The 25219-nt window shown below is 51.3% G+C and carries 11 protein-coding genes; all 11 read left to right on the top strand.

The annotated features are described in order from the left end of the window. Positions 1 to 218: 218 nt before the first annotated feature. Positions 219 to 5273, top strand: coding sequence for an S-layer homology domain-containing protein (locus tag MHI25_RS04425; protein WP_340395046.1), 5055 nt, complete (start codon positions 219 to 221; stop codon positions 5271 to 5273). Positions 5274 to 5451: 178 nt separating this feature from the next. Further along, a complete protein-coding gene (locus tag MHI25_RS04430) occupies positions 5452 to 7275 on the top strand; it encodes a sensor histidine kinase (protein ID WP_076208103.1) in 1824 nt (607 codons plus the stop codon). After that, entirely contained in the window at positions 7268 to 8788 is a 1521-nt protein-coding gene (locus MHI25_RS04435) for a response regulator transcription factor (RefSeq protein ID WP_076105357.1), read from the top strand. Before MHI25_RS04430 ends, MHI25_RS04435 begins: the two co-directional genes overlap by 8 nt. A gap of 175 nt (positions 8789 to 8963) precedes the next feature. Then, positions 8964 to 10466: an ABC transporter substrate-binding protein gene (locus MHI25_RS04440; protein WP_340395047.1), complete on the top strand. Its 1503-nt coding sequence runs from the start codon at positions 8964 to 8966 to the stop codon at positions 10464 to 10466. A gap of 100 nt (positions 10467 to 10566) precedes the next feature. Then, on the top strand, positions 10567 to 11496 hold the full coding sequence (locus MHI25_RS04445) for an ABC transporter permease subunit (RefSeq protein ID WP_036684959.1): 930 nt from the start codon (positions 10567 to 10569) through the stop codon (positions 11494 to 11496). A gap of 24 nt (positions 11497 to 11520) precedes the next feature. Continuing rightward, positions 11521 to 12444 carry a carbohydrate ABC transporter permease gene (locus MHI25_RS04450; RefSeq protein WP_036684927.1) on the top strand — a complete coding sequence of 308 codons (924 nt, stop codon included), beginning with the start codon at positions 11521 to 11523 and terminating at the stop codon, positions 12442 to 12444. Continuing rightward, complete coding sequence (locus tag MHI25_RS04455) at positions 12441 to 14735, top strand: glycoside hydrolase family 3 N-terminal domain-containing protein (RefSeq protein WP_076130104.1); 2295 nt, start codon at positions 12441 to 12443, stop codon at positions 14733 to 14735. The genes MHI25_RS04450 and MHI25_RS04455 overlap by 4 nt, the downstream gene beginning before the upstream one ends. Positions 14736 to 14739: 4 nt before the next feature. Then, positions 14740 to 17898 carry an alpha-mannosidase gene (locus MHI25_RS04460; protein WP_340395048.1) on the top strand — a complete coding sequence of 1053 codons (3159 nt, stop codon included), beginning with the start codon at positions 14740 to 14742 and terminating at the stop codon, positions 17896 to 17898. 36 nt (positions 17899 to 17934) lie between these two features. Continuing rightward, positions 17935 to 19254 carry a glycoside hydrolase family 125 protein gene (locus MHI25_RS04465; RefSeq protein WP_076130111.1) on the top strand — a complete coding sequence of 440 codons (1320 nt, stop codon included), beginning with the start codon at positions 17935 to 17937 and terminating at the stop codon, positions 19252 to 19254. Then, positions 19194 to 22412: an alpha-amylase family protein gene (locus MHI25_RS04470; RefSeq protein WP_340395049.1), complete on the top strand. Its 3219-nt coding sequence runs from the start codon at positions 19194 to 19196 to the stop codon at positions 22410 to 22412. Before MHI25_RS04465 ends, MHI25_RS04470 begins: the two co-directional genes overlap by 61 nt. 21 nt (positions 22413 to 22433) lie before the next feature. Next, positions 22434 to 25181: an alpha-mannosidase gene (locus MHI25_RS04475; protein WP_076130107.1), complete on the top strand. Its 2748-nt coding sequence runs from the start codon at positions 22434 to 22436 to the stop codon at positions 25179 to 25181. Positions 25182 to 25219: the final 38 nt, after the last annotated feature.

Genomic DNA, 25219 nt, shown 5'->3' on the forward strand with positions numbered 1-25219 from the left:
TGCCGACAAAATTGAATGCGCTTGCACGATCGGGGTTGAATACAGAATGTGCTTGCACGAATGTGGTTGGATACAGAATCTGTAGGCAGAAGAGAGTAGGAGCAGCAGAGGGACGGGACAACAGAAGTAATCTACTTGCTGTTCGGCGACATAGTGAGACACATTACGCTTCATGGATGAGAGTAACCGAAACAACTACAGGACGAGGAGAGTGGAAAATGAACCTTCACACCGGTAAAAAGGCGCGTCGTAAGCTGACATCAGCTGTTCTGGCGGCAGCTTTGCTAGTTTCAGGACTTCCCCTAACGGCTTACGCCGGCGATACGTGGCCTTTTACAGGAGACAGTGCGCCGGGTGCCAATCAGCCTAATGTACATGGATATACGAGCAGCCATATTGCGAACTGGAGTCCGGCAACCGATCCGGATGCAGAGCTGTTGAGATCGCGGGTGCCGCTGCAGAAGCGGAATGCCCCATTTGCTGCAACCCAAGCTAACCCAGCGCTTAGCGCAGATACACAGATGATCAACGTTGCTGGCGACTACGGGAATGCTTTTATTGAGAACGCGCCGTATACGAACAAGTTTGCGCAGTATCATTTTAACTTTTGGCAATATATCGATTACTACTCCTACTGGCATGGTACAGCGACTGCGTATACCCCGCCGGAATATTATGATGAATTGGCCCAGAAGGACTGGCAGCAAAAATGGTTCGAATTCGGCATGCTGAACATCCCGAACCCTACCTACACCGATGCAGCGCATAAGAACGGCGTGTTGTCATTGGCGGGGATCTTTTTTTCCAATAATGACCGTGGACAGCAGACGTACAAACAAATGATAGTTAAAGATGAGAATGGTAATTTTCCGGTGGCGGATAAACTGATCGAGATGGCCGGGTATTTCGGGTTTGACGGTTATTTTGTAAATCAGGAAGAGATGAATCCGAATGTAGCGACCCAGGATATCCCCGATTACATCGCGTTTATGAAGGTGCTGCAAGAGGGCGGCCTGTATGTACAGTGGTACGACTCGCTGAACACCAATACCGGTGCTAATACGTTCGCCCGGACGATTAATGATACCAATATCTCCTTTTTAGTGGATAAAAGCACCAAGGAACCCGTCTCCAATTCGTTTTTCTTCGACTACGGGGCTGGCAATACACAGATTACCAACGCGGCTAGTTACTTAAGCAATCTGAATGCCAGTCTGGGAACAAGCTACAACTTGTTTGAAGTTGGTTTTGCAGGGCTGGAAGCAGGCCGTGACCGGTTCAAGTCCGTTAACGGAACAGCGTTGATGAACAAGCTGGACAGCAATGGCTTGCCACGGCTCAGCTTGGCTACACTCGGTGCGGACTTTGTTCATGCCGGTCTGGATGAGGACATGAACCTGTCTTACCCGGTCTCGCACAGATCCGAAAATGACTACCAATGGATGACAAAACTGCGTGAGCAGCTATGGTGGTCAGGCCCGAACGTGGACCCTAAGAATACGGTCAAATCGGCAACCAATACCGTTGCCGATGTTTATGCCGACAACCGTTACTGGCCGGGAATCTCGTCCGTCATTGCGGAGCGTTCGGTAATTAAGGACAAGAACTTTTACACCAATTTTAACACTGGACAGGGCTTGTCCTATTCCGTGAACGGTGAAGTATCGAACCCGGATGAGTGGTCTAATATGAGCCTGCAGGATATTCCAGTGACTTGGCAGTGGTGGCAGGATACTGCTGGCAATAAGCTTACTGTAGATTTTGATTATGGACCGGAGTACAACCTTGCGAGTACAAACCGTTACAACTATGAGCAGATCGGTGCGTATAACGGTGGCAGTTCACTGGTGGTGAACGGCAATCTGAATGCGAAGAACTTCTTGCGTCTGTACAAAACAGAGCTGGGGGTCAATGGCAACTCCAAGCTGTCGATCAGCTTCAACAAGCCATCTGCCACAGATGCTTCGGCGATGGCAGTAGGACTCATCCTGGCTGATGATCCGAATACCGTCGTAGAGGTCGCTGTTCCAAACAGTGGTCAGCACTCGGACGGTTGGTTGACAAAGGAGCTGGACCTCAGTGCATACGCGGGTCATAATATTGCAGCCCTTGGACTGGTCTTCGATCCCGGGCAAGGAACAGCGTCCACCTACCAGATGAACGTCGGACAGCTGCGCGTTTATGACGGGTCTGCCGTAAAGCCCACAGCTCCTGCGGAATTAGCAGTTGCGGAAGCTTTTACAGATACAGGTGAGATGGTTGTGAAGTGGAAGCTAGATCCCGATTACACTAAGATCAAGCAATATAATGTGTACGTGAATGATGTATTTATGGGCGGCAAATACGATGAGGTGTTCTACCTGAAGCATCTCCCGGTGAAATCCGGAACCCTTAAAGTGGTTGCAGTGGGTGCGGATGGAGTGGAGGGTGAAGCGGCAACGCTGGCTTTTGATCTGGATGCGGCGGTTTCCGGAGTGAAGGTGGATTCAAGCGCGGACGGGGAGTTGACTGTGAACTGGACGAACTCCGCCCAAGCTTCCGGTGACATTACCGTTCGAGTGCAGTCTTTGAATTGGATTACGACATCCGAACCGGTGTCACAGCAAGTGGTTGTCCCGGCAGGTGCAAGCACTGCGCTGTTCACGGGGATGCCGGTAAACGGCGATGATTACATTGTCACCGTTACCGCAGGCAACACCGATCCAGTCTCGGTCAGCGGCCAGTTCATCGACACGGTTGCGGAACCTTACGCGGAAGAATGGTCCTGGACGGACGGTAAGCTGAATCTGCCGATGCCGAATACCAGAGACTGGCGGTATATGTATGTGTATGAGGATGGGAATGCAAAATCTTTTGCCACAACGTATAGCTCTGGCAATAAGCCGATGATTATCCGTGGACGGACAACTAAGGCGAGCTTAAGCTTCACCTCGTCGGCAAAAGTTGTGCATGTGGTGATGGAGGATTATGCAGGCAACCGCTCCAAACCTGTCTATCTGAAAGGAAGCTATCCCGTTCTCTTTGATGCTAATGGGGGTGAACCAGCAAATACTGTGGCCGAGGCTGTGTATGGCACTTTGCTGATGGAGCCTACAGGCATTGCCAGAGAGGGTTATGACCTGGAAGGCTGGTACATTGGAGAAGGAGAAGATGCGCGAAGATGGAATTTTGCCGAAGATCTAATAACCGGTGAGCTGAACTTGCAAGCGAAGTGGGCCTTGCAAGCTCCAAAGGTGCAGATCGTAGGGGAAGGCTCCTTCCGTGAAAATACGTCCGCGACACTAACGGCAGTTGCCATTGGCGCTGGGCAGCTGACTTATGCCTGGTATGCGGACACAGGCAGCGGTTATGGAGATGCGTTGGGAGTGTCCGCCTCCTATACTATCCCTGCTTTGACTACCGGGATGGATGGCAATAAGTACAAGGTCATCGTCACCAATGAATCTGGTGACAGCAGTGAAGCAGAGTACACAATTAACTTAACTCCGGCTGAAGCACCATGGGAAGCGCCTGATTTCATAACCGATCTTCCGTCTGCACTTGATGTCATTACTGGTGAAGAAGTGAAGCTGTTCGTACAGATCCGCGGGGATGTGGAATCGGTTCGCTGGGAGACGAAGGCAGCAACCGCAGAGGAATGGACTGTGGCGGAGAGCGTGACTTCGGCGGTATACGCATTTACTGCTTCTGAAACAGACAGCGGTACGCAGTTCCGTGTGGTTCTGACTGGAAAAGAGGGAACGGAGCCTTCAACAAGAACCGGTAATGAACTTACGGTGACAGTACATCCGGCACCCGATGCGCCAATTATCACCTCTAATAGTGTAGATAAGAATCCGGCAGTTGTAGGTGATAAGGTGTCTTTTGCCGTAGTAGCTTCTGCAGTTTATGGCGAGTTAAGCTACCAATGGTTGAAAGACGGGCAGGCCATTGAAGGTGCTGTGGAGCGTAATTATACGATTCCTTCTGCAAAAGAAACAGACAGCGGCGAGTACACGGCCGTAGTCACCAACACCAAAATACTGAATGGTCACCCTTATACGGCTGTTCAAAAGAGCGGAATTATTAATTTCAAGGTCCACAATACTCCTGTATCTACACCGCAGCCGACATCGGCTCCAGGGACAGGTACGGGAACTGGTGGAACGACTCCGGCAGCGACAGCAACGCCGCTTCCAAGTCCTACTAGCACAACTTTGACAGTTCCAGCAAGTGCACTCAGTACATCTACTGAGAACGGCAAAGTGACGGTAAATGTGCCGGCAGGCGTTACAGCTATCGAGCTGCCTGTGAATGCAGGTGAATTGCTAGGGATCCATCAACTTGAATTGGCTGCCTCGGGAACCATACTTGGTATTGCGCCGGAATTGCTGGTGCAATTGAAGGCTCTGCTTAATGAAGCCCAAGCTTCAGGCGGCAAGATTCTGGTGAAGCTCAGCCCGGAGACTTTGAACATGAGCACACTGAAAGCAGAGCGTGGGGTGGTCTTGCGGGGTACAGGTATGACGTTTGATCTGAGCATCATCGCGGGGAATGGCACATCTAGCCGTCTTCCAAGCTTCAGCAAACCAGTAACCTTACAATGGAATGCAGCAAATACGGATTATAATACTAATTTTCTTGGTTTATATGCTATTGCTGAAGGAGGTTCGCTTACCTATCTCGGCGGAGTGTACGCGAATGGCTTCCTGCAAGGGGAGTTTAGCGGAACAGGCAGGCTGGCTGTGCTGGAGTACAATAAATCCTTCGCTGATGTTCCGTCTACTCACTGGGCTGCGGACACTATCCGCCAGCTGGCGGCTAAACATCTGGTACAAGGCACTTCCGAAAATGGATTTGAACCCGCCCGCAGGATTACAAGAGCGGAATTTGTGAAGCTGCTGGCTGGCGTGCTGGGACTGCAAGATCAGGCGGAATTGAAATTTAGTGATGTGTCTTCTGGTGTCTGGTATGAGCAGGACCTGGCGCGTCTGGTCCGGGCAGGTATTGTAGGTGGACGCACTGCTGAGCACTTCGATCCGAGTGCGAACATCAGCCGCCAGGAGATTGTCACTATGCTAATGCGTGCCTATGTACTGGAGCATGGAGCGCTTCAGTCATCAGCCCCGGCAACATTCACCGATTCCGGTGAGGTAGCAGCCTGGGCGGCAGACAGCGTGAATGCTGCTTCATCACTGGGTCTGGTGAATGGCCGCACGGACGGGAAGTTTGTTCCCGGTGGCTTGGCGACCCGTGCCGAGGCTGCGCAGTTCATCTTGAATTACATCCGGTAGATTATATAGCCTCATCACGGTCTGCCCAAGGAGCCCTTTGCTCCATGGGCAGACTGTCTTTGCTTGGCGGAGGATTGCAAGCTTTTACCAGCCACAGGCAGGAAGCACCTCGTGCTATACTTTATTCATAATTACAAGCAGCGAAGCTTAGTCTTCCCCCTGCTGTAGGAGGTTGCTGATGTTTCCGGGGAAATTGTACAGAAAGTATCTGAAGAATAATCTGTTTATGAAAATCATCCTGCTCTTCTCAGTCATTGCCGTGGTCACCATTATCACCTTCTCCTACCTGATGTTCTTGCTCATGTCTCAGGCTGTAGTGCAGCGGCAGATGGAGATTCAGAAACGTACCGTGGAGAGCATCAACAGCTATATTGAGCAGAAATATGACTCTGTACAGTCTATGATGCGGGACGTGTACCGGGACACGGAGCTGACTGCTAATACGTCGTATTTGCTGGAGCATCCGTATGAAGATTACGTGAGGTACCGGCTGGACCGCTATTTCAACGAAAGTAATGCTACGACGGATACCGTGCAGTTTTTTCGCAATCAAGTTGAAGATGATCCTGATATCCGCAGTTTAATGCTCTACAGTGCAGCTGAACAGCAGCTGTATGTCTATAATGACCAAGGCAAATTTCAGATTATTTCCACTAATGCAGCCCACTCTTTCGTACCGGATGCGCTGTATCTGGAGGAGGAAGGCAGTGTCACCGCTCCAAACACTTGGGTCAGTCAGGCGATCTCATCTCCGGAGGGGCCGATGTTTACGGTTCGTACCCCGGTCAATAACAAGATATCACTTCGCAACATTGGTCAGCTTCTAGTCTATTTTGATGCCAGCGAGGTCTGGGGGAGTATGGGCAATTATAAGGATGACTTCAAGGGAAAGATTCTGGTGCTGGCAGCGGATGGGGATGTGTTATTTGATACCTCGGGCACCTATTATGGAAAGCGCTATCCTTATCCCGAGCAGATGAATTCTGCCTATACAGATGGTGAAGAAGTCGGCGGGATGATCATTACTAAGCAGACTCACACCCAAGGCGGATTTACTGTGTTGAGTGCTGTACCTAAGCAGGAATTAGCCGCCACTTATAGGGGATTGCGGAACATGATCTTCATTATCTGCTTGATCTGCCTGTTGTTTGCGATTATTACACCCACTTTATTTATCAATAATTTTGCCAGACGGACTCATAAAATTATCAAGTTCACCCGCAAAGTGAAAAACGGTGACCTGGATGCCCGGATTACCGATGTCAGAGAAGACGAGCTGGGGCAGATCTCCAAGAGCTTCAACGATATGCTGGATGAGCTGAATCTTCATATAGACCGTGTGTTCAAGGCTGAAATCAAGCAAAAACATACCGAAATCGCCGCGCTTGAAGCCAGGGTAAACCCGCATTTTCTCTACAATACCTTGGAGGTGATCCGAATGAGGGCAATCTCTCAAGGAGCTTCAGATGTCGGGGAGATGATCTACAGCTTGTCGGTGTTGTTCAAAAGCTATGTTCACCAGAAACCCAAGCATACGATGAAGGATGAACTAGAGGCCTGCCGTTTATATCTGGAGCTGTTCCGCATCCGTTATAAGGATAAATTCTCTTATACAATGGAATGCGGGAAAGAGCTTACCGGAAGAGTTGTACTCAAAATGTCGCTGCAGCCTATCATTGAAAACTACATTCTACATGGGATGCGCGTGGACAAGAATGATAATCACATCAGTGTGGCTGTGGCCAAGGATGGCCAATATTTGCGTGCGGTAGTTACAGACAATGGGCGGGGGATTGCGCCGGACAGATTGGTCCAGCTCAAAGAAGGTCTTTTGCAGCCAGATGAACAATCGGAATCATTCGGCCTGCGCAGTATTCATGAACGTTTGAAGCTGCTTTATGGCAGTGAGTATGGCATTGAATTACAAAGCGAAGCGGGTACCGGCACAACCGTGACTGTGTATTTTCCCGATCTGGGAGAGGATGATCCAAACCATGTATAAAATTTTCATTGTGGACGACGAGCCTTTTATTATCGAAGGATTATATGACATTGTGGATTGGGCAGCACTGGGGATGGAGATTGTCGGCCACGCCGAGAACGGACAGGAAGCGCTAGAGTCGTTGCGGTTTGTTCCAGCGGATATTCTGATTACGGATATTTCCATGCCGCTGATGAACGGGCTGGATCTGATCCGGGCCGTACGGGAGATTCAGCCGGAGATCAAAGTTGTTATCCTCAGCGGCTATGATGAGTTCGGTTATCTTAAGGAAGGAATGGCGCTCGGCATTGAAAATTATCTGCTCAAGCCTATTAATTTGCAAGAGTTCCGGGCAACATTAGTGACTGCCGCCGAGAAGCTGGGTGTCTCCCGTCAAGAGAGTCAATTCAATGCGCATAGTATTTCCATTCTGCGCGATAATGTGATGTACCGCTGGCTGCGGTGCCAGATTGGGCCTAAGGAATTCAGTGAACGGACTGATTTTCTGGGACTTAGACTAGATAAGCCGCTGGTGCAGGTAGCCCTGCTTCGCCCTGAACAGGACGCTGCCGAGCTATTTCAGGCGGTGGAAGAGGTTGTAGGCGGTAACCCGTCTTTGATTGCATTCCGGGATATGGATGGAGATACCGTGCTGCTGCATCTGCTTAGTGAGTATCAGCAGGGTAAAGAAGCGGTGGAAAGGCTTCATGCGCAGCTGCTGTTATCCCTAACTGGCGGTCCGCCAATGCGTCTGTCCGTAGGAACGGTGGAGGAGATGGAGGAGGCGGCGGCTCAGAGTTATGCCCATGCAAAGATGACTCAGGAATATTTCATGCTGTTTCCAGAGCGGAATTTGCTGCATTATGAGGAAGTTCAGGACAGGCATGAGGTTGCCGTCCAAGGCATGCCGCTGAATTGGGAAGATGATCTCAAGCTGATTATGGCGAAGGATAAGGAAGCGCTGCTGGTGCGGATCCAGGATCATTTTGAGCAGCTGCGGCGGATGGAGGGGATTACACCTGTGCTGCTGCAAGGCATTGCCATGGAATGGTTGATCCGCTTCAAGATGCAGCTGCAGGAGATTCGTCATGTGGAAGAACCGGAGCTTTTCGCAGACGGTTTTGGCCTCATTCGCTCTACAGTTTCCATAAATGAACTGACTCAGATTATTCAGGAAGCCGCTACCATTACGGTAGACGCCTTAGTTCGGGACGTAAAGAGTCCAGTCGTGCAGCAGGTGCTGAATTATATCCATGAGTCCTACAATGAAGATGTGTCACTGAAGACCCTCGGTGCCCAATACCATATTCACCCGGTGTATTTGGGACAGCTGTTCCATAAAGAGGTGAATGAGTCGTTCACCGAATATATCAATAAATACCGGATTGAGAAGGCAAAGGAGCTGCTGCGGAATACCTCACTTAAAGTTCATGAAATCGCTCTCAAAGTAGGCTATTGGGAGACCGGCTATTTTTACAAACAATTTAAGAAGCATGTCGGGATATCTCCTACGGAGTACAAAGGGCTTGTCTAGCGGACCCCCGCTGCAAGCTTTTTCTTTATTTTCTACATGATTTATTTAGTTTAGCTTCTGTTTGAAAATGCTTTCATAAATTACAGTAAAGATAGTCCTTGAAGGAGAAAGCTGCTGGTTTAATTCCGGATTAGGCCAGCGATCTTGAGGTAAACAAAGGGGAGGTTATACAGGAATGGGCAACAACAAAAGAAAAAGGTTTTCCCTGTTACTGACATCACTTATGGCATTCTCGCTTGCGCTCAGCGCATGTGGCGGCGATTCAAACTACGCCGCAACTAACAGTTCAGGAGCGGGCGGCGACGGTGCATCATCCGAGAAACCGGTCGAACTGATCTGGTACACGATCGGCGGACCGCAGAAGGATCTGGACCGTGTCGTGGAAGAAGTCAATAAGTACACTAAAGAGAAGATAAATGTCACCCTGAAGATGAATATGATTGATTTTGGCGATTATACACAAAAAATGCAGGTCAAAGTAGCCGCTGGCGAACCCATGGACATTCTCTTTACGTGTTCCTGGGCGTTCGATTATGTGCAAAATGCCCGCAAAGGCGCTTTTATGGAATTGGACAGCCTGCTTAATGAATATGGAAAAGGCATCGTAGACACCATTGATCCGGCGTTCCTGGAAGGCTCCAAGGTAGATGGACATAATTATGCCGTACCTGCCAACAAAGAGCTTCCGGCGCAAGAAGTTTGGCGCTTTAATAAAGAGCTGCTCGACAAATATAACCTCGACATTTCCGGGGTGAACACAATGGAAAGCATTGAACCACTGCTGAAGACGATCAAAGAGAATGAACCGGGCATCACGCCTTACGCTATGGTGAAGGATTTCATGCCAGTACTGCCGTTCGATTACATCATTGAAAAGATGCCAATGGCTGTTTATATGGACACAAAGGATTACAAGATCGTGAACATTCTGGAAACACCTGAACTCAAAAGTACTCTTGAAACCGTTCGCAAATATTACAAGGCAGGTTATATCTCGCCGGAAGTAGCAACTACAACTTCGGTGGATGATCTCTATAAATCTTCGAACTGGTTCATGGATCGTGCGGCTACCCAGCCGATGGCGGATAATCTGTGGTCGGCAAGCTACGGCTATCCTGTAGTTTCCACGCCAGCTGGCAAACCTTACATTTACAACTGGTCCGTTATGGGTTCGATGCAAGCCATCTCGGCTAACTCCGCATATCCGGAGAAAGCGATGGAGTTCCTGAACCTGCTCAACACCGATCCGGTGCTGCGCAACATGATTGACTCCGGAATCGAAGGCGTGCACTACGAGAAGACTGGTGAGAATTCCATGAAGAACCTGGACGAATCCAAGAACTATGACATGCCAACCTTCTCGCTGGGCAATATCATGATCAACTATTTGAACGAGGGTGACCCTGAGAACAAATGGGAAGAGTTCAAAAAGTTTAATGAATCCGGTGTGAATGCACCGCTGCTTGGTTTTAACTTCGACACTTCCAAGGTGACCACTGAAATCGCTGCGGTTCAGAACGTAAAAGAAGAATACTGGTCACCACTGATGACTGGAACCGTTGATCCTGACGAGTATCTACCGAAAGCTATTGAGAAATTCAAGGCAGCTGGTTTGGACAAAATTATCGCTGAAGCGCAATCGCAAATTGATGCCTGGAAAGCGTCCAACAACAAGTAAAACATCAACGTAAGAGAAGATCGGGGCAGGGGCGTGGCCTCTGGACCCGGTCTTTTTTTGAAATATAAGGACATACAGGAGGGATCTAAGTGTGAAGACAATCAGCGGATTTATAAAAAATATTATGAATAACAAGATTATGCTGCTCATGGTTTTACCAGGTGCGCTTTGGTTTCTCTTTTTCTCTTACCTGCCGATGATAGGGACGATTATTGCATTCAAGGAATACCGCTTTAGCCGCGATGGCTTCTGGGCGAGTATTATCAACAGCAAATGGGTGGGGCTAGACAACTTCAAGTTTTTGTTCACCACCAATGACGCGTACATTATTACCCGCAACACCTTGCTCTACAATGGAGCATTTATCCTGCTTGGCTTGATCTTGTCGGTTCTGATGGCGATTGTGCTGTCCGAGATTGTGAACAAGAAGCTGGCCAAAGTGTATCAGACCGGCATGTTCCTGCCCTACTTCCTGTCATGGGTCGTTGTCGGCTATTTTGCATTTAGTTTCCTGAGCTCCGAACGCGGGATGCTGAACCAGATCATGGGCTTTTTTGGCGCAGAGTCAATTCAGTGGTATTCGGAAAAAGCCTACTGGCCGTTCATCCTGATCTTAGTCTATCTGTGGAAAGCGGTTGGTTACAATAGCGTAGTTTATCTCGCAGCTATTATGGGGATCGACAAGTCGCTGTATGAAGCGGCGATGATCGACGGAGCTAGTAAGTTCCAACAGATTCGCAATATTACACTGCCGTTGCTGAGTCCAATTATCACGATCATGACCCTGCTGGCCATCGGTAAAATCTTCTACGCCGACTTCGGTCTCTTTTACCAGGTGCCTCGTAATTCCGGTACGCTCTACAGTGTCACGAATGTTATTGATACCTATGTCTATCAAGGCCTCAAAACAACGGGTGAGATTGGTATGAGCACTGCCGCAGGTCTGTATCAATCGGTTGTCGGCTTTACGCTAGTGATGACCTCTAACTATATTGTCCGCAAATACAACAAGGATAGCGCTTTGTTCTAGAACCTCATGAAAGGAGTGGACCATATGTCTTCCATTACTAAGACTAAAAAAGAACGTGATTTCCACCATCTCTCGACGCCCTGGAATATCACTTTTAATCTGATAGCCGGCATCTTTGCGTTTCTGTGCGTGTTTCCGTTTCTGTTCGTCGTGATCATCTCCTTCACCGATGAGGTGGCGCTGGCGCGGGATGGCTATAAGCTGATTCCGGCAAAATGGAGTCTCGGCGCATACCGTTATGTGTTTGAATCCGGAGATATGCTGCTGCGTTCTTATGGTGTGACGATTTTTGTAACGGTGATAGGGACGATTATCAGCCTTTTGTTTATCGCTTTTTATGCGTATGCCATTTCCCGGAAAAGCTTCCGTTACCGCAATTTTTTCTCGTTCTTCGCGTTTTTTACCATGCTGTTCAACGGTGGACTTGTGCCGACTTATATTATCGTTACGCAGTTTCTAAGCCTGAAGGATACGATCTGGGCGCTGATTTTGCCGCTGGCGGTGAATGCTTTTTACATTATGATTCTGCGCACCTTCTACAGCACGAGTGTGCCTGATGCCATTATCGAATCCGGCAAAATCGACGGGGCGGGCGAGTTCCGTATCTTCCTGAAATTGGTGTTGCCTTTATCACTGCCCGGTCTGGCTACGATTGCTTTGTTCAGCACCCTCGGCTATTGGAATGACTGGTTCAATGCGCTGCTGTACATCGACAACCCGAATTTAGTCCCGCTGCAATCGATGCTGATGCGGATCGAGACCAGTATGCAGTTTATTTTGCAGAACTCCCAGAACAGTTCGCTCAGTCTGGAAGCTCTTCGCTCCATGCCGCAGGATACATCGCGGATGGCGATGGTCGTGCTGGCGACAGGACCGATTATTTTTGCCTATCCGTTCTTCCAGCGTTATTTCATTCAAGGTCTTACCGTAGGGGCTGTTAAGGAATGAGTTATACAAACCCGAATTTACCTGCTGAAGAACGGGCGGAGCATCTGCTCGGACTGATGACTTTGGAAGAGAAGGCCGGTCAGCTGATTCAGCCTTTTGGCTGGCAGGCCTATGAACATAGAGACGGTAAGATGACCTTGACAGAAAGCTTCAAGGAGAAGGTTGCCGGGGGCGGCGTGGGCTCGCTTTACGGGATGTTGCGCGCTGACCCGTGGACCGGCGTGACGCTGGCTACTGGCCTGTCTCCGCGTGAAGGTGCGGAAGCGGTGAATACGCTCCAGCGGTATGTGCTGGAGCATTCGCGGCTGGGCATTCCGGTATTGATCGGCGAGGAATGCTCGCATGGCCACATGGCGATCGGGGCCACCGTATTCCCGGTGCCCCTGTCGCTCGGCAGCTCCTGGAATGTAGAGCTGTATCGTGAGGTCTGCCGCGCCGTAGCGCTGGAGACACGCAGTCAGGGCGGCGCGGTTACGTATTCGCCGGTGCTGGATGTGGTGCGCGATCCCCGCTGGGGCCGCACCGAGGAGTGCTTCGGCGAGGACGCTTACCTGATCAGCGAGATGGCGGTTGCGGCTGTTGAAGGTCTGCAGGGGGAATCCTTGCAGAGCGGCGGCAGCGTGGGGGCTACGCTGAAGCATTTTGTGGGATACGGCAGCTCAGAAGGCGGCCGGAATGCCGGACCTGTGCACATGGGCTGGCGTGAACTGCTGGAAGTGGATCTGCTGCCCTTCAAAAAAGCGGTCGAAGCGGGTGCAGTCTCCATTATGCCTGCTTATAACGAAATAGACGGCGTGCCTTGCACGACAAATACAGAGCTACTAGAGGATATACTCCGCGAAGCTTGGGGATTTGAGGGTCTAATCATTACCGACTGCGGAGCTATAGAGATGCTGGCCTCTGGCCATGATGTGGCTGAAGATGGCATGGATGCAGCAGTGCAGTCACTGGAAGCCGGCATCGACATGGAGATGTCCGGAGAGATGTACGGCAAATACCTGGTGGATGCCGTTCGTGAAGGCAAGCTGGACCCGGCACTGCTGGATCGTGCGGTCCGCCGTGTGCTGACGCTCAAGTTCAGGCTGGGCCTGTTCGAGCAGCCATTCGCTGATCCCGATGCGGCTGAACGCGTCATCGGCAGCAAAGCGCATCAAGAGCTGGCCCGGCAAGTGGCGGGCGAGAGCATCATCCTGCTGAAAAATGAAGCAGGTGTGCTGCCATTGTCCAAGACCGCCGGCACGATCGCCGTCATTGGCCCTAACGCCGATGCCGGGTATAACCAGCTCGGCGATTATACCTCACCGCAGCCTCCGGCTAAGGTAGCGACCGTGCTCAGCGGCATCCGCAGCAAGCTGGCTGCAGAGCCGGAGCGGGTGCTCTATGCACCGGGCTGCCGGATCAAAGGCGATTCGCGCGAAGGTTTTGAAGCCGCGCTCGCTTGTGCAGAGCAGGCCGATACCGTTGTTATGGTCGTCGGCGGCTCCAGTGCACGCGATTTCGGGGAAGGCAGTATTGATCTTAAGACAGGCGCGTCCAAGGTGACGGAGAATGCCTGGAATGATATGGACTGCGGCGAAGGCATTGACCGGGTGTCATTGACCCTGTCGGGAGTGCAGCTGGAACTGATCCAGCAGGTTCATCAGCTCGGCAAACCTGTGATCGTTGTTTATATTAACGGCCGTCCGGTGAGTGAGCCTTGGATTGACGAGCATGTACATGCCATTCTGGAAGCCTGGTATCCAGGCCAAGAAGGCGGGCACGCTGTTGCGGATATCCTGTTCGGCGATGTGAACCCGTCCGGGAAGCTGACTGTATCCGTGCCGAAGCATGTGGGCCAGCTCCCGGTCTATTACAACGGTAAACGTTCCCGTGGCAAAAGATATCTGGAGGCCGATTCCCAGCCTCAATATCCGTTCGGCTTCGGGCTTAGCTACACTGAATTTACGTACTCCGGGTTGAAGGTGGAGCCGGAAGTAATTGCGGCTGGGGAGACGGCTACAGTTTCCGTGGACGTTCAGAATACAGGAGACCGTGAGGGCGCAGAGGTGGTGCAACTGTATATTTCCGATGTCGCCAGTAAGGTCACCCGTCCTGCTAGGGAATTGAAGGCTTTTGACAAAATCAAGTTGGCTCCGGGTGAGAAGCAAACCGTGTTGTTCACGGTAGGGTCGGAGCAATTGCAATATATCGGACCGGATTTAAGACCTGTTGTAGAGCCAGGAGCGTTTAAAGTGCTGGTGGGTAAGCATGTAAATGATACACTGAGCACCGATTTGACGGTGAGGGGGTAAAGACATGGAACGCATTAAACGCTTCATCCGCGAGCTCTCCGAGCAGCAATGGCTAGAGGTGCAGGAATTGCGCGATTGGGAGATTCTGTCCTCGGTGTATCAATTGCCGGGACAGTATGACAAGCTGCAGCCTTATAAGGATGGCAGCAATTATGATCTGTTCCCGAGTGTGCAAGGAACGACCTATTTCTTCCGCCGTACTTTGGAGATTCCGGCTAACTGGCTGCCGGGCCACATCGGGCTGATTTTTGCTTCAGGTGGGGAAGGGCTGCTGCGGGTGAACGGTGAATCGCGGCAAGGACTTGACCGCAATCATACCTTTGTGACCCTGACAGGTGATCCATCTGGCCGTCCGTTGGACCTGGAAATCGAACTCTTCGATCCGGTCCCCGAGCCGGTGGACCCATTAAATCAACAGGCGGTGATCCAGCCGCCGATTCGGATGATCCACAGCCAGCTGGTGCTGGTGAATAGACCTGTGCAGAGTCTAATGTACACGGCAGTAGTGATTCGCGATTCGGCAATTCTGCTGCCTGAGCAGGACCAGCGCCGTAAGCGGATGCTGGAAGCTTTGTATGTGGCAATGGATCAATTCGTTGGCCTTACCACGCAGGAGATGCGCGAGGGTGGTGAGATTTCGCGAATCGAGCAGAAGCTGCGGGGCAGAGTCGGGGAGATCGGCGGTCATGCCGAAGGAACAATCCACATGGTGGGCCAGTCCCATATCGATATTGCCTGGCTGTGGCCTGCGCGCGAGACCGTGCGCAAGACGAGCCGGACGTTCTCGACGGTGAATGCCCTGATGGACGAATATCCTGACTATCAATATGCGCAGAGCCAGCCGCTGCTGTTCGAATATTTGAAAGACAATGACCCGGTACTCTATGAGAAGGTCAAGGCACGCATCCGTGAAGGACGCTGGGAACTGGTCGGTGGGATGTGGATCGAACCGGATCTGAACATTCCGAGCGGAGAATCGTTGATGCGGCAAATGCTATATGGTCAACGCTTTTATCTCGAAGAGTTCGGGCGCACCTCGCAGATTGAGTGGCTGCCGGATACCTTCGGCTACTGCGCTTCTCTGCCGCAGATTCTGCAGCATGGTGGCATCAAATATTTTATGACCACCAAGCTGGGCTGGAATGACACAAATGTCTTCCCTTACGATCTGTTCCATTGGGTCGGCATTGACGGCACGCCGATGTTGTCTTACCTGAATCATGGGGTCAATGAGAATACGCTGCCCAAAGATGTGCATGAACACTATCAGTCCTTCCGCGAAAAAGATAAACATAATGAGCAGATGCTGCTCTATGGGCATGGTGACGGCGGCGGCGGGGTCACCCGCGAGATGCTGGAATATATCCAGCGTGCCGAGCTAATGGTCGGCCAGCCGGAGAGTAAATACAGTAATGCCGCGGATTTCTTCGCAGGCATTACACGCTGTCAGCCGCAGCTGCCGCAGTGGCGGGGCGATCTGTATCTGGAGCTGCACCGCGGCACCTACACTACGCACGGCCGCAACAAGCGGAACAACCGCAAGGCGGAAGTGTTGTACCGTGAAGCGGAGCTGTGGCAGACATTAGCTTCGCCGCAGCTGGACACGGAGCAACATGCCGTAGTTGCCGGGCAGCTGCATCAGGGCTGGAAGCTGATTTTGTTGAACCAGTTCCATGATATTATTCCGGGCTCGGCGATTACCGAAGCTTACGAGACCTCGGAGAAGGAATACGCAGAGGTATTTGAGCTTGGCCGTGATGCGCTTCAGCCGGGGCTTGCGGCATTGGCCGGGAACATTAACACGTCAGGCGAGGGTACACCTTACATTGTTTTTAATGGTTTGGGTTGGATGCGGGATGCCGTGGTCGAACTTGCCCTCAATGAAGAAGGAGTCGCTAGCGGAAACTTTGCGGTGTATGGCGAGGATAACGTACTGCTGGAAGCAGATGTCCTGACGGAGGAGACAGCAGTTTCTGGTGTCTCGGTTCTCGTTCCGGAGATTCCAGCCTTTGGTTACAAAACGATCTGGATTCGTGATCTGTCTCAGAACACATCCGTTGAAAATAATGCAGAATCTGCCGCTGCTGAACATAATCAAACAGCTATAGGAGTTGTTCCCTTCGGCGACCGTTGGGAGACGGACTATTATCGTATTACCTTTAACGAGCGGGGAGAAATCACCAGTCTTTTTGATAAAAAAGGAAACCGGGAGATCGTAAAATCCGGTGAGCCGGCGAACCGCTTCCACTTTTTCCACGACCGTCCGACGCTTTGGGATGCCTGGGACATTGACAACCGTTATGAAGCCCAACCCGCCGGGGAGGCTGAACTTATAGAAAAGGGAGTGATCCGCACTGGTGCGGTGCAGGATATTTTGCGCTTCCGCTGGAAGCTGGGCCAATCCGAGATTACTCAGGATATGATTCTACATTACCATAATCCCCGGATTGATTTCCAGACGCATGTAAGCTGGAACGAAGCCCATAAGCTGCTTAAGGTAGGGTTTCCGATTGATGTTGTCGCGGATAAGGCGACTTACGAGATTCCATTTGGTGCGCTGGAACGTCCGACCCACCGCAACACCAGCTGGGAGCAGGCGCAGTATGAGGTTTGCGGGCACCGTTTTGCCGATATATCCGAACGTGGATATGGCGTCAGTCTGCTGAATGATTGTAAATACGGCTATGACATCCAAGGCAGTACCATTCGCTTGTCGCTCCTGCGCGCGCCGAAATGGCCGGATGTTACTGCGGATCTCGGCGAGCACGACTTCACCTATTCGCTATATCCGCACCGTGGGGATTGGCGGGAGGCTCATACTGTTCGTCGTGCAGCAGAGCTAAATCATGAGCTGTATACTTTTGCCGCTTTTTCAACACAGGGGCAGCTGCCACCAACAGGCTCATTTATTGGATTCTCGGGTGAACATGTGGTGCTGGATACGATTAAGCCATCCGAGGACGGGCAGGGGACTGTTCTCCGTTTCTACGAATCCTCGGGAGGCCGCGAGCGGGTTCAGCTCAAATGGCAGTATCCAGTTCAGAGCGTCTACCTGTCCAATGCTCTGGAAGAGCAGCTGGAATTGATCGAACATACGGCTGGCGGTGAATTGGAACTTCACTTTGCCCCTTACGAGATCAAAACAATTTACATCAGAAATTAAATAATCACATCACAGATGCAAAGGAGCATATCTCACTTGGAACAATTCCGATTACCCAAAATAGCAATGCCCCAGCTGCCGCTGCCGCAGGCCGTACAAGAAGTACTTGCCGAAGCAGAGGAGAAGCTGGCACATCGCCCGAAGCTGTTGCAGCTGTTCAAGAACTGTTTTCCGAATACGCTGGAGACGACGACTAAACTGCTGGATGACGGAACCACCTTTGTGATTACCGGCGATATTCCGGCCTCCTGGCTGCGTGATTCAGTGGAGCAGGTAATTCAATACGTGCCTCTGGCCAAAAACGATCCCGATCTCCAGCGCATTATCGGCGGTCTTATCAAACGCCATATTCAATATATTCATATCGATCCTTACGCCAATGCATTTAACGAGTCGGCCAATGACTGGCACTGGAACACTACGGATGTGACCGAGATGTCGCCATGGGTGTGGGAGCGTAAATTTGAGATTGATTCGTTATGTTTTGTTGTGCGCCTCGCTTATACCTACTGGAAAGAGACGGGCCTGACTGATTTCTTCGACGCTGGGTTCAAGTCGGCCATGCGCCAGATTTTCGATTTGTTCAAAAGAGAGCAGCGGCATTTCGAGCAGTCTCCGTACCGGTTCAGCCGCAATAACGGCATTCCGGAAGATTCTCTGCGCAATAGCGGTCTCGGTATGCCGGTGAACTATACCGGAATGATCTGGTCGGGCTTCCGGTCCAGCGATGATGCCTGTGATTTCCACTACAACATTCCTGGCAATATGTTCGCTGTTGTCGCGCTGCGCCAGATGCAGGAATTCGCGGAGTGGGTCTTCCGCGACCTAGAATTCCTAGCTGAACTTAAAGAGCTGGAATTTGAAGTGGATCATGGCATCAAGCTCTACGGCATTTATCGCCATCCGGAGTTTGGTCCGATTTATGCTTATGAGACCGACGGCTTCGGCAATTACTGCCTGATGGACGATGCGGGAACGCCCGGACTGATCTCCATTCCGTATCTGGGTTACGCTTCGGCGGATGATCCCATCTACCAGAACACCAGACGTTTCGCATTGAGCAAAGAAAATCCGTTCTATTATGAAGGCACAGCTGCCAAAGGGATCGGCAGCCCGCACACTCCGGAGAACTATATCTGGCATATGGCGTTGTCTATGCAGGGCATTACGGCTCAGACTGCCGAAGAGAAGCTGGAACTGATTGCGATGCTGGAAAGTACGGATGCTGGAACCGGATATATGCATGAAGGCTTCCATGTGGATGATCCTAGTGTATTTACCCGCAGCTGGTTTGCATGGTCGAACAGTTTGTTCTCGCAGCTTGTCTATCGGGCGATGAAGGAAGGTATTCTGTGAGCGGGGGCCGTATCATCCTGTTCGCGGACCCGTCTTTTCCCGGGTATACCGCAGCGGGCGGACTGACAGCGGAACAGGTGCAGTCTATAGGAATACATCATACTGCCCCTCCTGTTCATGCAGCACAGCTGGCCGAAACGCTGGACAGCGCCAAGGCCGGGGACTGCTTCGTTAGCTTCCATGCTCCGTACTTCCCGAAGGAGGCTTGGCCTTCCATCGTCGCCTATTTGAGCAGAGGCGGCAGCTTGATCAGCATTGGCGGTGCCCCGTTTAAGCATCCAGTCCGCCTAGTCGCTGAAGAGTGGCGGGTCGAAGCTGAGCAGACTGCCTATCACCGCCAGCTGCATATCCATGAAGCGCTGCAGGTGAGCAGCGCAGATCGCATACAGCAGCATGTCGCGCTTAGAGACATTCCGCTCTTCGTAGGCGATGAGCAGCTGCTGGCCCTGTCGGATACCTGGAACCTGGTGCCGCATGTCACTAAAAGCAGTGACCTGCCGGAGCAGATGGGTTCCAGTGGACCCATGGACACGCGGATCTACCCGCTGCTTAAGGGCATTACCGCCGCCGGGCGGGAAGTTTCAGCTCCAGCAGTGCTGTGGGAGCATATCGGCGGGCCTTTTGCCGGTGGCCGCTGGATCTTCATCGGCCAACCGCTTACGCCTGATTTCTGGAATCAAGGCGGAACGGAAGCATTAACCCGCTGGGCAACTTTTGCCGCTCGGGGAGTAACAGAGCTGTGGCTGAAGCCTAACTATGCTTCTTATGAAGAAGGCGAGCGGCCGCTGCTGTTTTTGCAGGGTCAGCGGCTAAACCGTAGCCAATCGTCACCGACATCAGCGCAGTGGACCCTGAACATCACTCTGAGCAAAGACGGGGAGTCTATCCCATGTTTCACTCACGAGTGCAAGCTTGAGGTCAGTCGCGAGCTGAACTTCCTACGTGTACCGCTTGCTGTAGAAATTCAACCTGGCCTGTATCATCTTTCTTGCCATGCTGTATCGGAAGAAGGCGAAGTGCGGATGTTGCGTCAAGGCTTTTGGGGATATGACGTGGGCCTGTTATCGCAGGGGGAACCGATTAAGGCGGGAAGAGATTATTTTATCAAAGACGGTCAGCCTTTACCTGTTGTCGGCATGACTTATATGACCTCTGACGTAGCGCGGAAGTTTCTATTCCTGCCAAATGCTGATGTCTGGAATCGGGATATGGCACAGATGCGGAAGGCAGGCATCAACTGGATTCGTACCGGCATCTGGACAGCCTACCGGAATATTATGCAGGTAGACGGTCACGCCTCGGAAGAAGTGCTGCGGGCGATTGATGCTTTTCTACTGACTGCTAAGCGGCATGAGCTGCAGGTTACCTTTACGTTCTTCTCCTTTACGCCGGAGACTTGGGAAGGGACGAATCCTTATCTCGATCCGCGCAGTGTAGAAGCGCAAAAACGGTTCATCCGCTCCATCATCGCACGGCATCGCACGACAACCCATGTGGATTGGGATTTGATCAATGAACCGTCAATGTTCGATCCGCCGCGGATTTTCTCGGACGGACCGAGCTCGGCGCGAGATAAATATGAACACGCTGCTTTCTCTGCTTGGCTGGAAGAACGCCATGGTGATATAACTTTGCTGCAAGAGCGCTGGAATATGACGCCGCTGGAATTGCCGGATTTTGCGGCTGCACAACCTCCTGAGCGAGAAGAGATTAACTTTAGTGTGCAGGATATTCATTCCGGGAAGCGCGGCACACGTTGGCTCGACTACTGCCTGTTCTCCATGGACATGCACAACGTATGGGCAAGGGAGCTTAGCGGGACTATCAAGGAACTCTGCCCAGATCATTTAGTGACCGTAGGGCAGGATGAGGCTTTAGGTGCCCAACGGCCATCGCCGTTCTTTTATGAGCGCGATGTCGATTACACCACTGTTCACAGCTGGTGGTTGAATGACAATCTGCTCTGGGATGGAATTTTTGCCAAAACCCATCATAAACCGAACCTCATTCAGGAGACCGGCATCATGTACGTAGAGACGCCAGACGGACGGGCTAAACACAGTGAGGAAGAATTGCGGGCCATGCTGGAGCGCAAATATGCCTATGCGTTTGCTTCTGGAGGTGCCGGGGCTGTGCAATGGATCTGGAACACGAACTTTTATATGGATAATGCCAATGAATCACAGATCGGTGCGCTGCGGGCCGATGGGACTGAGAAGCCGGAAGCGGATGTGTCTTATGATTTTGGGCGGTTCATCGGCGAAGCCGGGGGATTATTTGACGGGCGGAAGCTGGAAGAGATTGCCGTGGTTTTCCCTTACTCTAATGACTTCTCTAACCGGAAGCTCGCCTATGATGCGACTACCCGCCTGACGCGGATCTTATCTTATCAGCTTCATTTGCCTTTCCGCGCCGTATCGGAATACGATCTGGCTCCGCTGGAGGCAGAGCCGGCTAAGTTGATTCTCCTGCCGAGTGTGCACAATCTGGATAATGACGCCCTTCAGCAATTGCTGGACATAGTGGAGCGTACAGGTGCCGTTCTGCTCATTACTGGAGCATTGGGGGTTGATGCGTATTGGCAGCCTTCGGATCGTATGGACGCAATAGTAGGAGCCCGTAAACTTGGTAACATGCGCCGTGAGGAGCAGCTTCTATTGAACGGACGCAAGTTTGCGGTGTCCTATGGACAGAAGCGAATCGCGGAGCTAGTCAAAGAAACGCCAGCAAATGCAGATGTTGATTCGTCTAGCTCAGGTGGTGTGGGTGATCACCTCATCGAACGCCAGCTTGGCACAGGTCGCCTGATCTGGTGCCCGCTACCTTTAGAACTGAATGACCGCGACGAGCCGATCGCCGCGCTCTACCAATATGCTGCACAAGCCGCAGGTATCGAAACCGGGCTGGAATGGATCAGCGGTGGAGACCTGCCAGGTGTGTACGGGCGAAAGCTTGCTTTTGCAGAAGGTTCATTGTATATCTTCGTATCTGAATACGCCTGGGATGCCGAACTTGAAATAAAAGATCCTGCAACTGGAGCTCATTACTCATTTTTACTGGAGAAAGAACGTTCGGTGTTGTTTGCAGCTGATTCAGCGGGCAAGCTGGTAGCTGTCTACAGACCTGAAGAGGTTAACATTACGCTTAATAAATGCTGAAGAACTGAGGTGTACACACAGATGACCCACACAACAACCAAAACAGCCCATATCGTGTCCCATACTCACTGGGACCGTGAATGGTATTTGCCCTATGAGAAACACCACGTCCGTCTGGTTCAGCTGGTGGATGCACTGCTTGCGAAGCTGGACGGAGATTCCGCCTTCCGCAGTTTTTACCTCGATGGGCAAACCATTATTCTGGAGGATTATCTTCAGGTTCGGCCAGAGAACAAAGAGAAGCTGGAGAAGTATATCCGGGATGGGCGAATCTTGATTGGACCTTGGTACATTTTGCAGGATGCGTTCCTGACGAGCGGCGAGGCAAATGTGCGGAATATGCAGATCGGCCATCAGGATGCCGAGAAATACGGCGAGCCTTCCAAAATCGGCTATTTTCCCGATACGTTTGGATTGGTCGGACAGACTCCGCAGCTGATGTTGCAGTCAGGGATTACGAATGCTTTTTTTGGACGCGGGGTGAAGCCTACGGGATTTAACAACACTGTATCGGATGCAGGTTATGAGTCCTCTTTCTCCGAGCTGATCTGGGAAGGGCCGGATGGATCCAAAATTCTCGGTATCCTATTTGCCAACTGGTATTCTAACGGCAATGAAGTTCCTGTTGAGGAAGGTGCGGCTCGGGAATTCTGGGACCGTAAGCTTGCGGATGCAGAGAAGTATGCTTCAACGGGGGAGTTATTGTTCATGAACGGGTGCGACCACCAGCCTCTGCAATTGGATTTGCCGGAAGCTATCCGCACCGCCGAAAAGCTATACCCTGAAGTGAAGTTCGTGCATTCAAATTTCCCGGACTATCTGCAAGCCTTGGATCAGCAATTATCCTCGGGTCAGCGGGAGCTCTCCACCGTTACAGGGGAACTGCGCAGCCAGCGTACTGACGGATGGGGCACCTTAGTGAACACAGCCTCAGCCCGGGTTTATTTGAAGCAGATGAACCAGCTGGGCCAGACTCTTTTGGAAAAAGTAGCCGAGCCGCTGGCCTCCATCGCCCGCCTGTCCGGACAGGACTACCCGCACCATCTATTCACCTATGCCTGGAAGACGCTGATGCAGAACCATCCGCATGACAGTATCTGTGGTTGTAGTGTGGATGAAGTGCATCGTGAGATGGTAACTCGTTTTGATAAAAGCCGGCATGTTGCTGAGAGCATCATAGATGACAGTGCTAAGTTTATCGCAGATCAAGTGGAGACTTCTGGCTTTTCCGCATACGGGGAAGATGCAGTTCCTTTTATAGTGATGAATACCACGGGGTGGAAGCGTACGGGAACGGTAACTATAGAGCTGGATGCTGAACGGTTATATCTGCGCGAGGGTTATCCTTTGGATGAGACCGCCCGCAGAATGCTGGCTGTTGATTTGTCCGGCAGGATTCTCGTCGATCACACAGGGGAGGAATTAGCGTCTACAGTGGAAGATCTGGGTTTAAACTTTGGTTATGATCTGCCTGATGACCAATTCCGTCAGCCGTATATGTGCCGCAAAGTGAGACTTACTTTTGAAGCACGCAATGTGCCTGCACTTGGGCTTTGTACTTACGCTTGGGTACAATCAACTACGGAATCCGCTCAGGGAAGCTCTTTAATAGAAGGAGAGCGCAGCTTGGAGAATGCATCTCTCAAGGTAGTTGTTGCTGAGGATGGTTCATTTACGTTATTGGATAAGCATAGCGGTACCACTTATCGTGAGTTGGGGATTTACGAGAATACCGGAGACGTAGGCAATGAATACATGTACAAGCAGCCAGAAGGTGAACAAGCGCTGACGACCAAAGGCCAGCCTGCAGTTATTAAGGTGATTGAAGACTCTCCCTTCCGTGCGGCCATTGAGATCCGAATAGATTGGGAGATTCCGGCTTCGGCGGATGACACCTTGGAGGCGGAACAGCGTGCACTTGTGTATTATCCTGAGCGTAAAGCGCAGCGGAGTGTAAATACGGTGGTTTTGAAGCTTCGTACCGTCGTATCGCTGGAGCGGGAAGGCAAAGGTGTGCATATTGAATCCACAATTAATAACCAAGCCAAGGATCACCGGATACGAATGCTGTTCCCGACCGATCTGTCTACCGATGTGCATCGTGTGGATTCTATGTTTGAAGTGGCTACACGGGACAATAATCCGGCACCAGAATGGGCAAATCCGAGCAACACTCAACATCAGCAATCCTTTGTCGATGTCAGCAATGGCAATGTAGGACTTACGGTAGCCAACCAGGGATTGAACGAATATGAGGTTCTGCGGGATGGACGCAATACTATTGCCGTCACCTTGCTACGCAGCGTAGGGGAATTGGGGGATTGGGGCTGGTTCCCAACTCCGGAAGCTCAGTGCCTGGGCGAATACACAGCACAACTGGAGCTGATTCCTCATTCTGGTGAGGGAAGTGAACAACGGGCATTTACAGAGGCCTATCAATTCCAGACTCCTTGGACGGTATGTCAGACCGGCCTGCATAGCGGGAAGTTGAACTCTGGATATACCCCATTGGTTTGGGAGGGAGACAACATGGCCTTCTCATCCATGAAAATGAACGGAGCTTCCGGCGACTTGTTTTTGCGTTGGTACAATATGTCCGCTCAGCAGACAGAGTTGCAACTGAAAGTGAACAGTCCTCAAGAGTATTTATTTAAAAGCAATATCTTAGAGCAGCCTAACCCTGCTTTACAAGGAGCAACGTCTTCGGTTCACCACTTAGAGGTCGGACCATCTGAGATTGTAACTGTAGGTGCGAAATTAAGCTTCTAAGTAAAAAGATGTCCCGGGGCTTCCCTGCCGGGGCATCT

The organism is Paenibacillus sp. FSL E2-0177 (assembly GCF_037992975.1).
Taxonomy (GTDB): domain Bacteria; phylum Bacillota; class Bacilli; order Paenibacillales; family Paenibacillaceae; genus Paenibacillus_AQ; species Paenibacillus_AQ odorifer.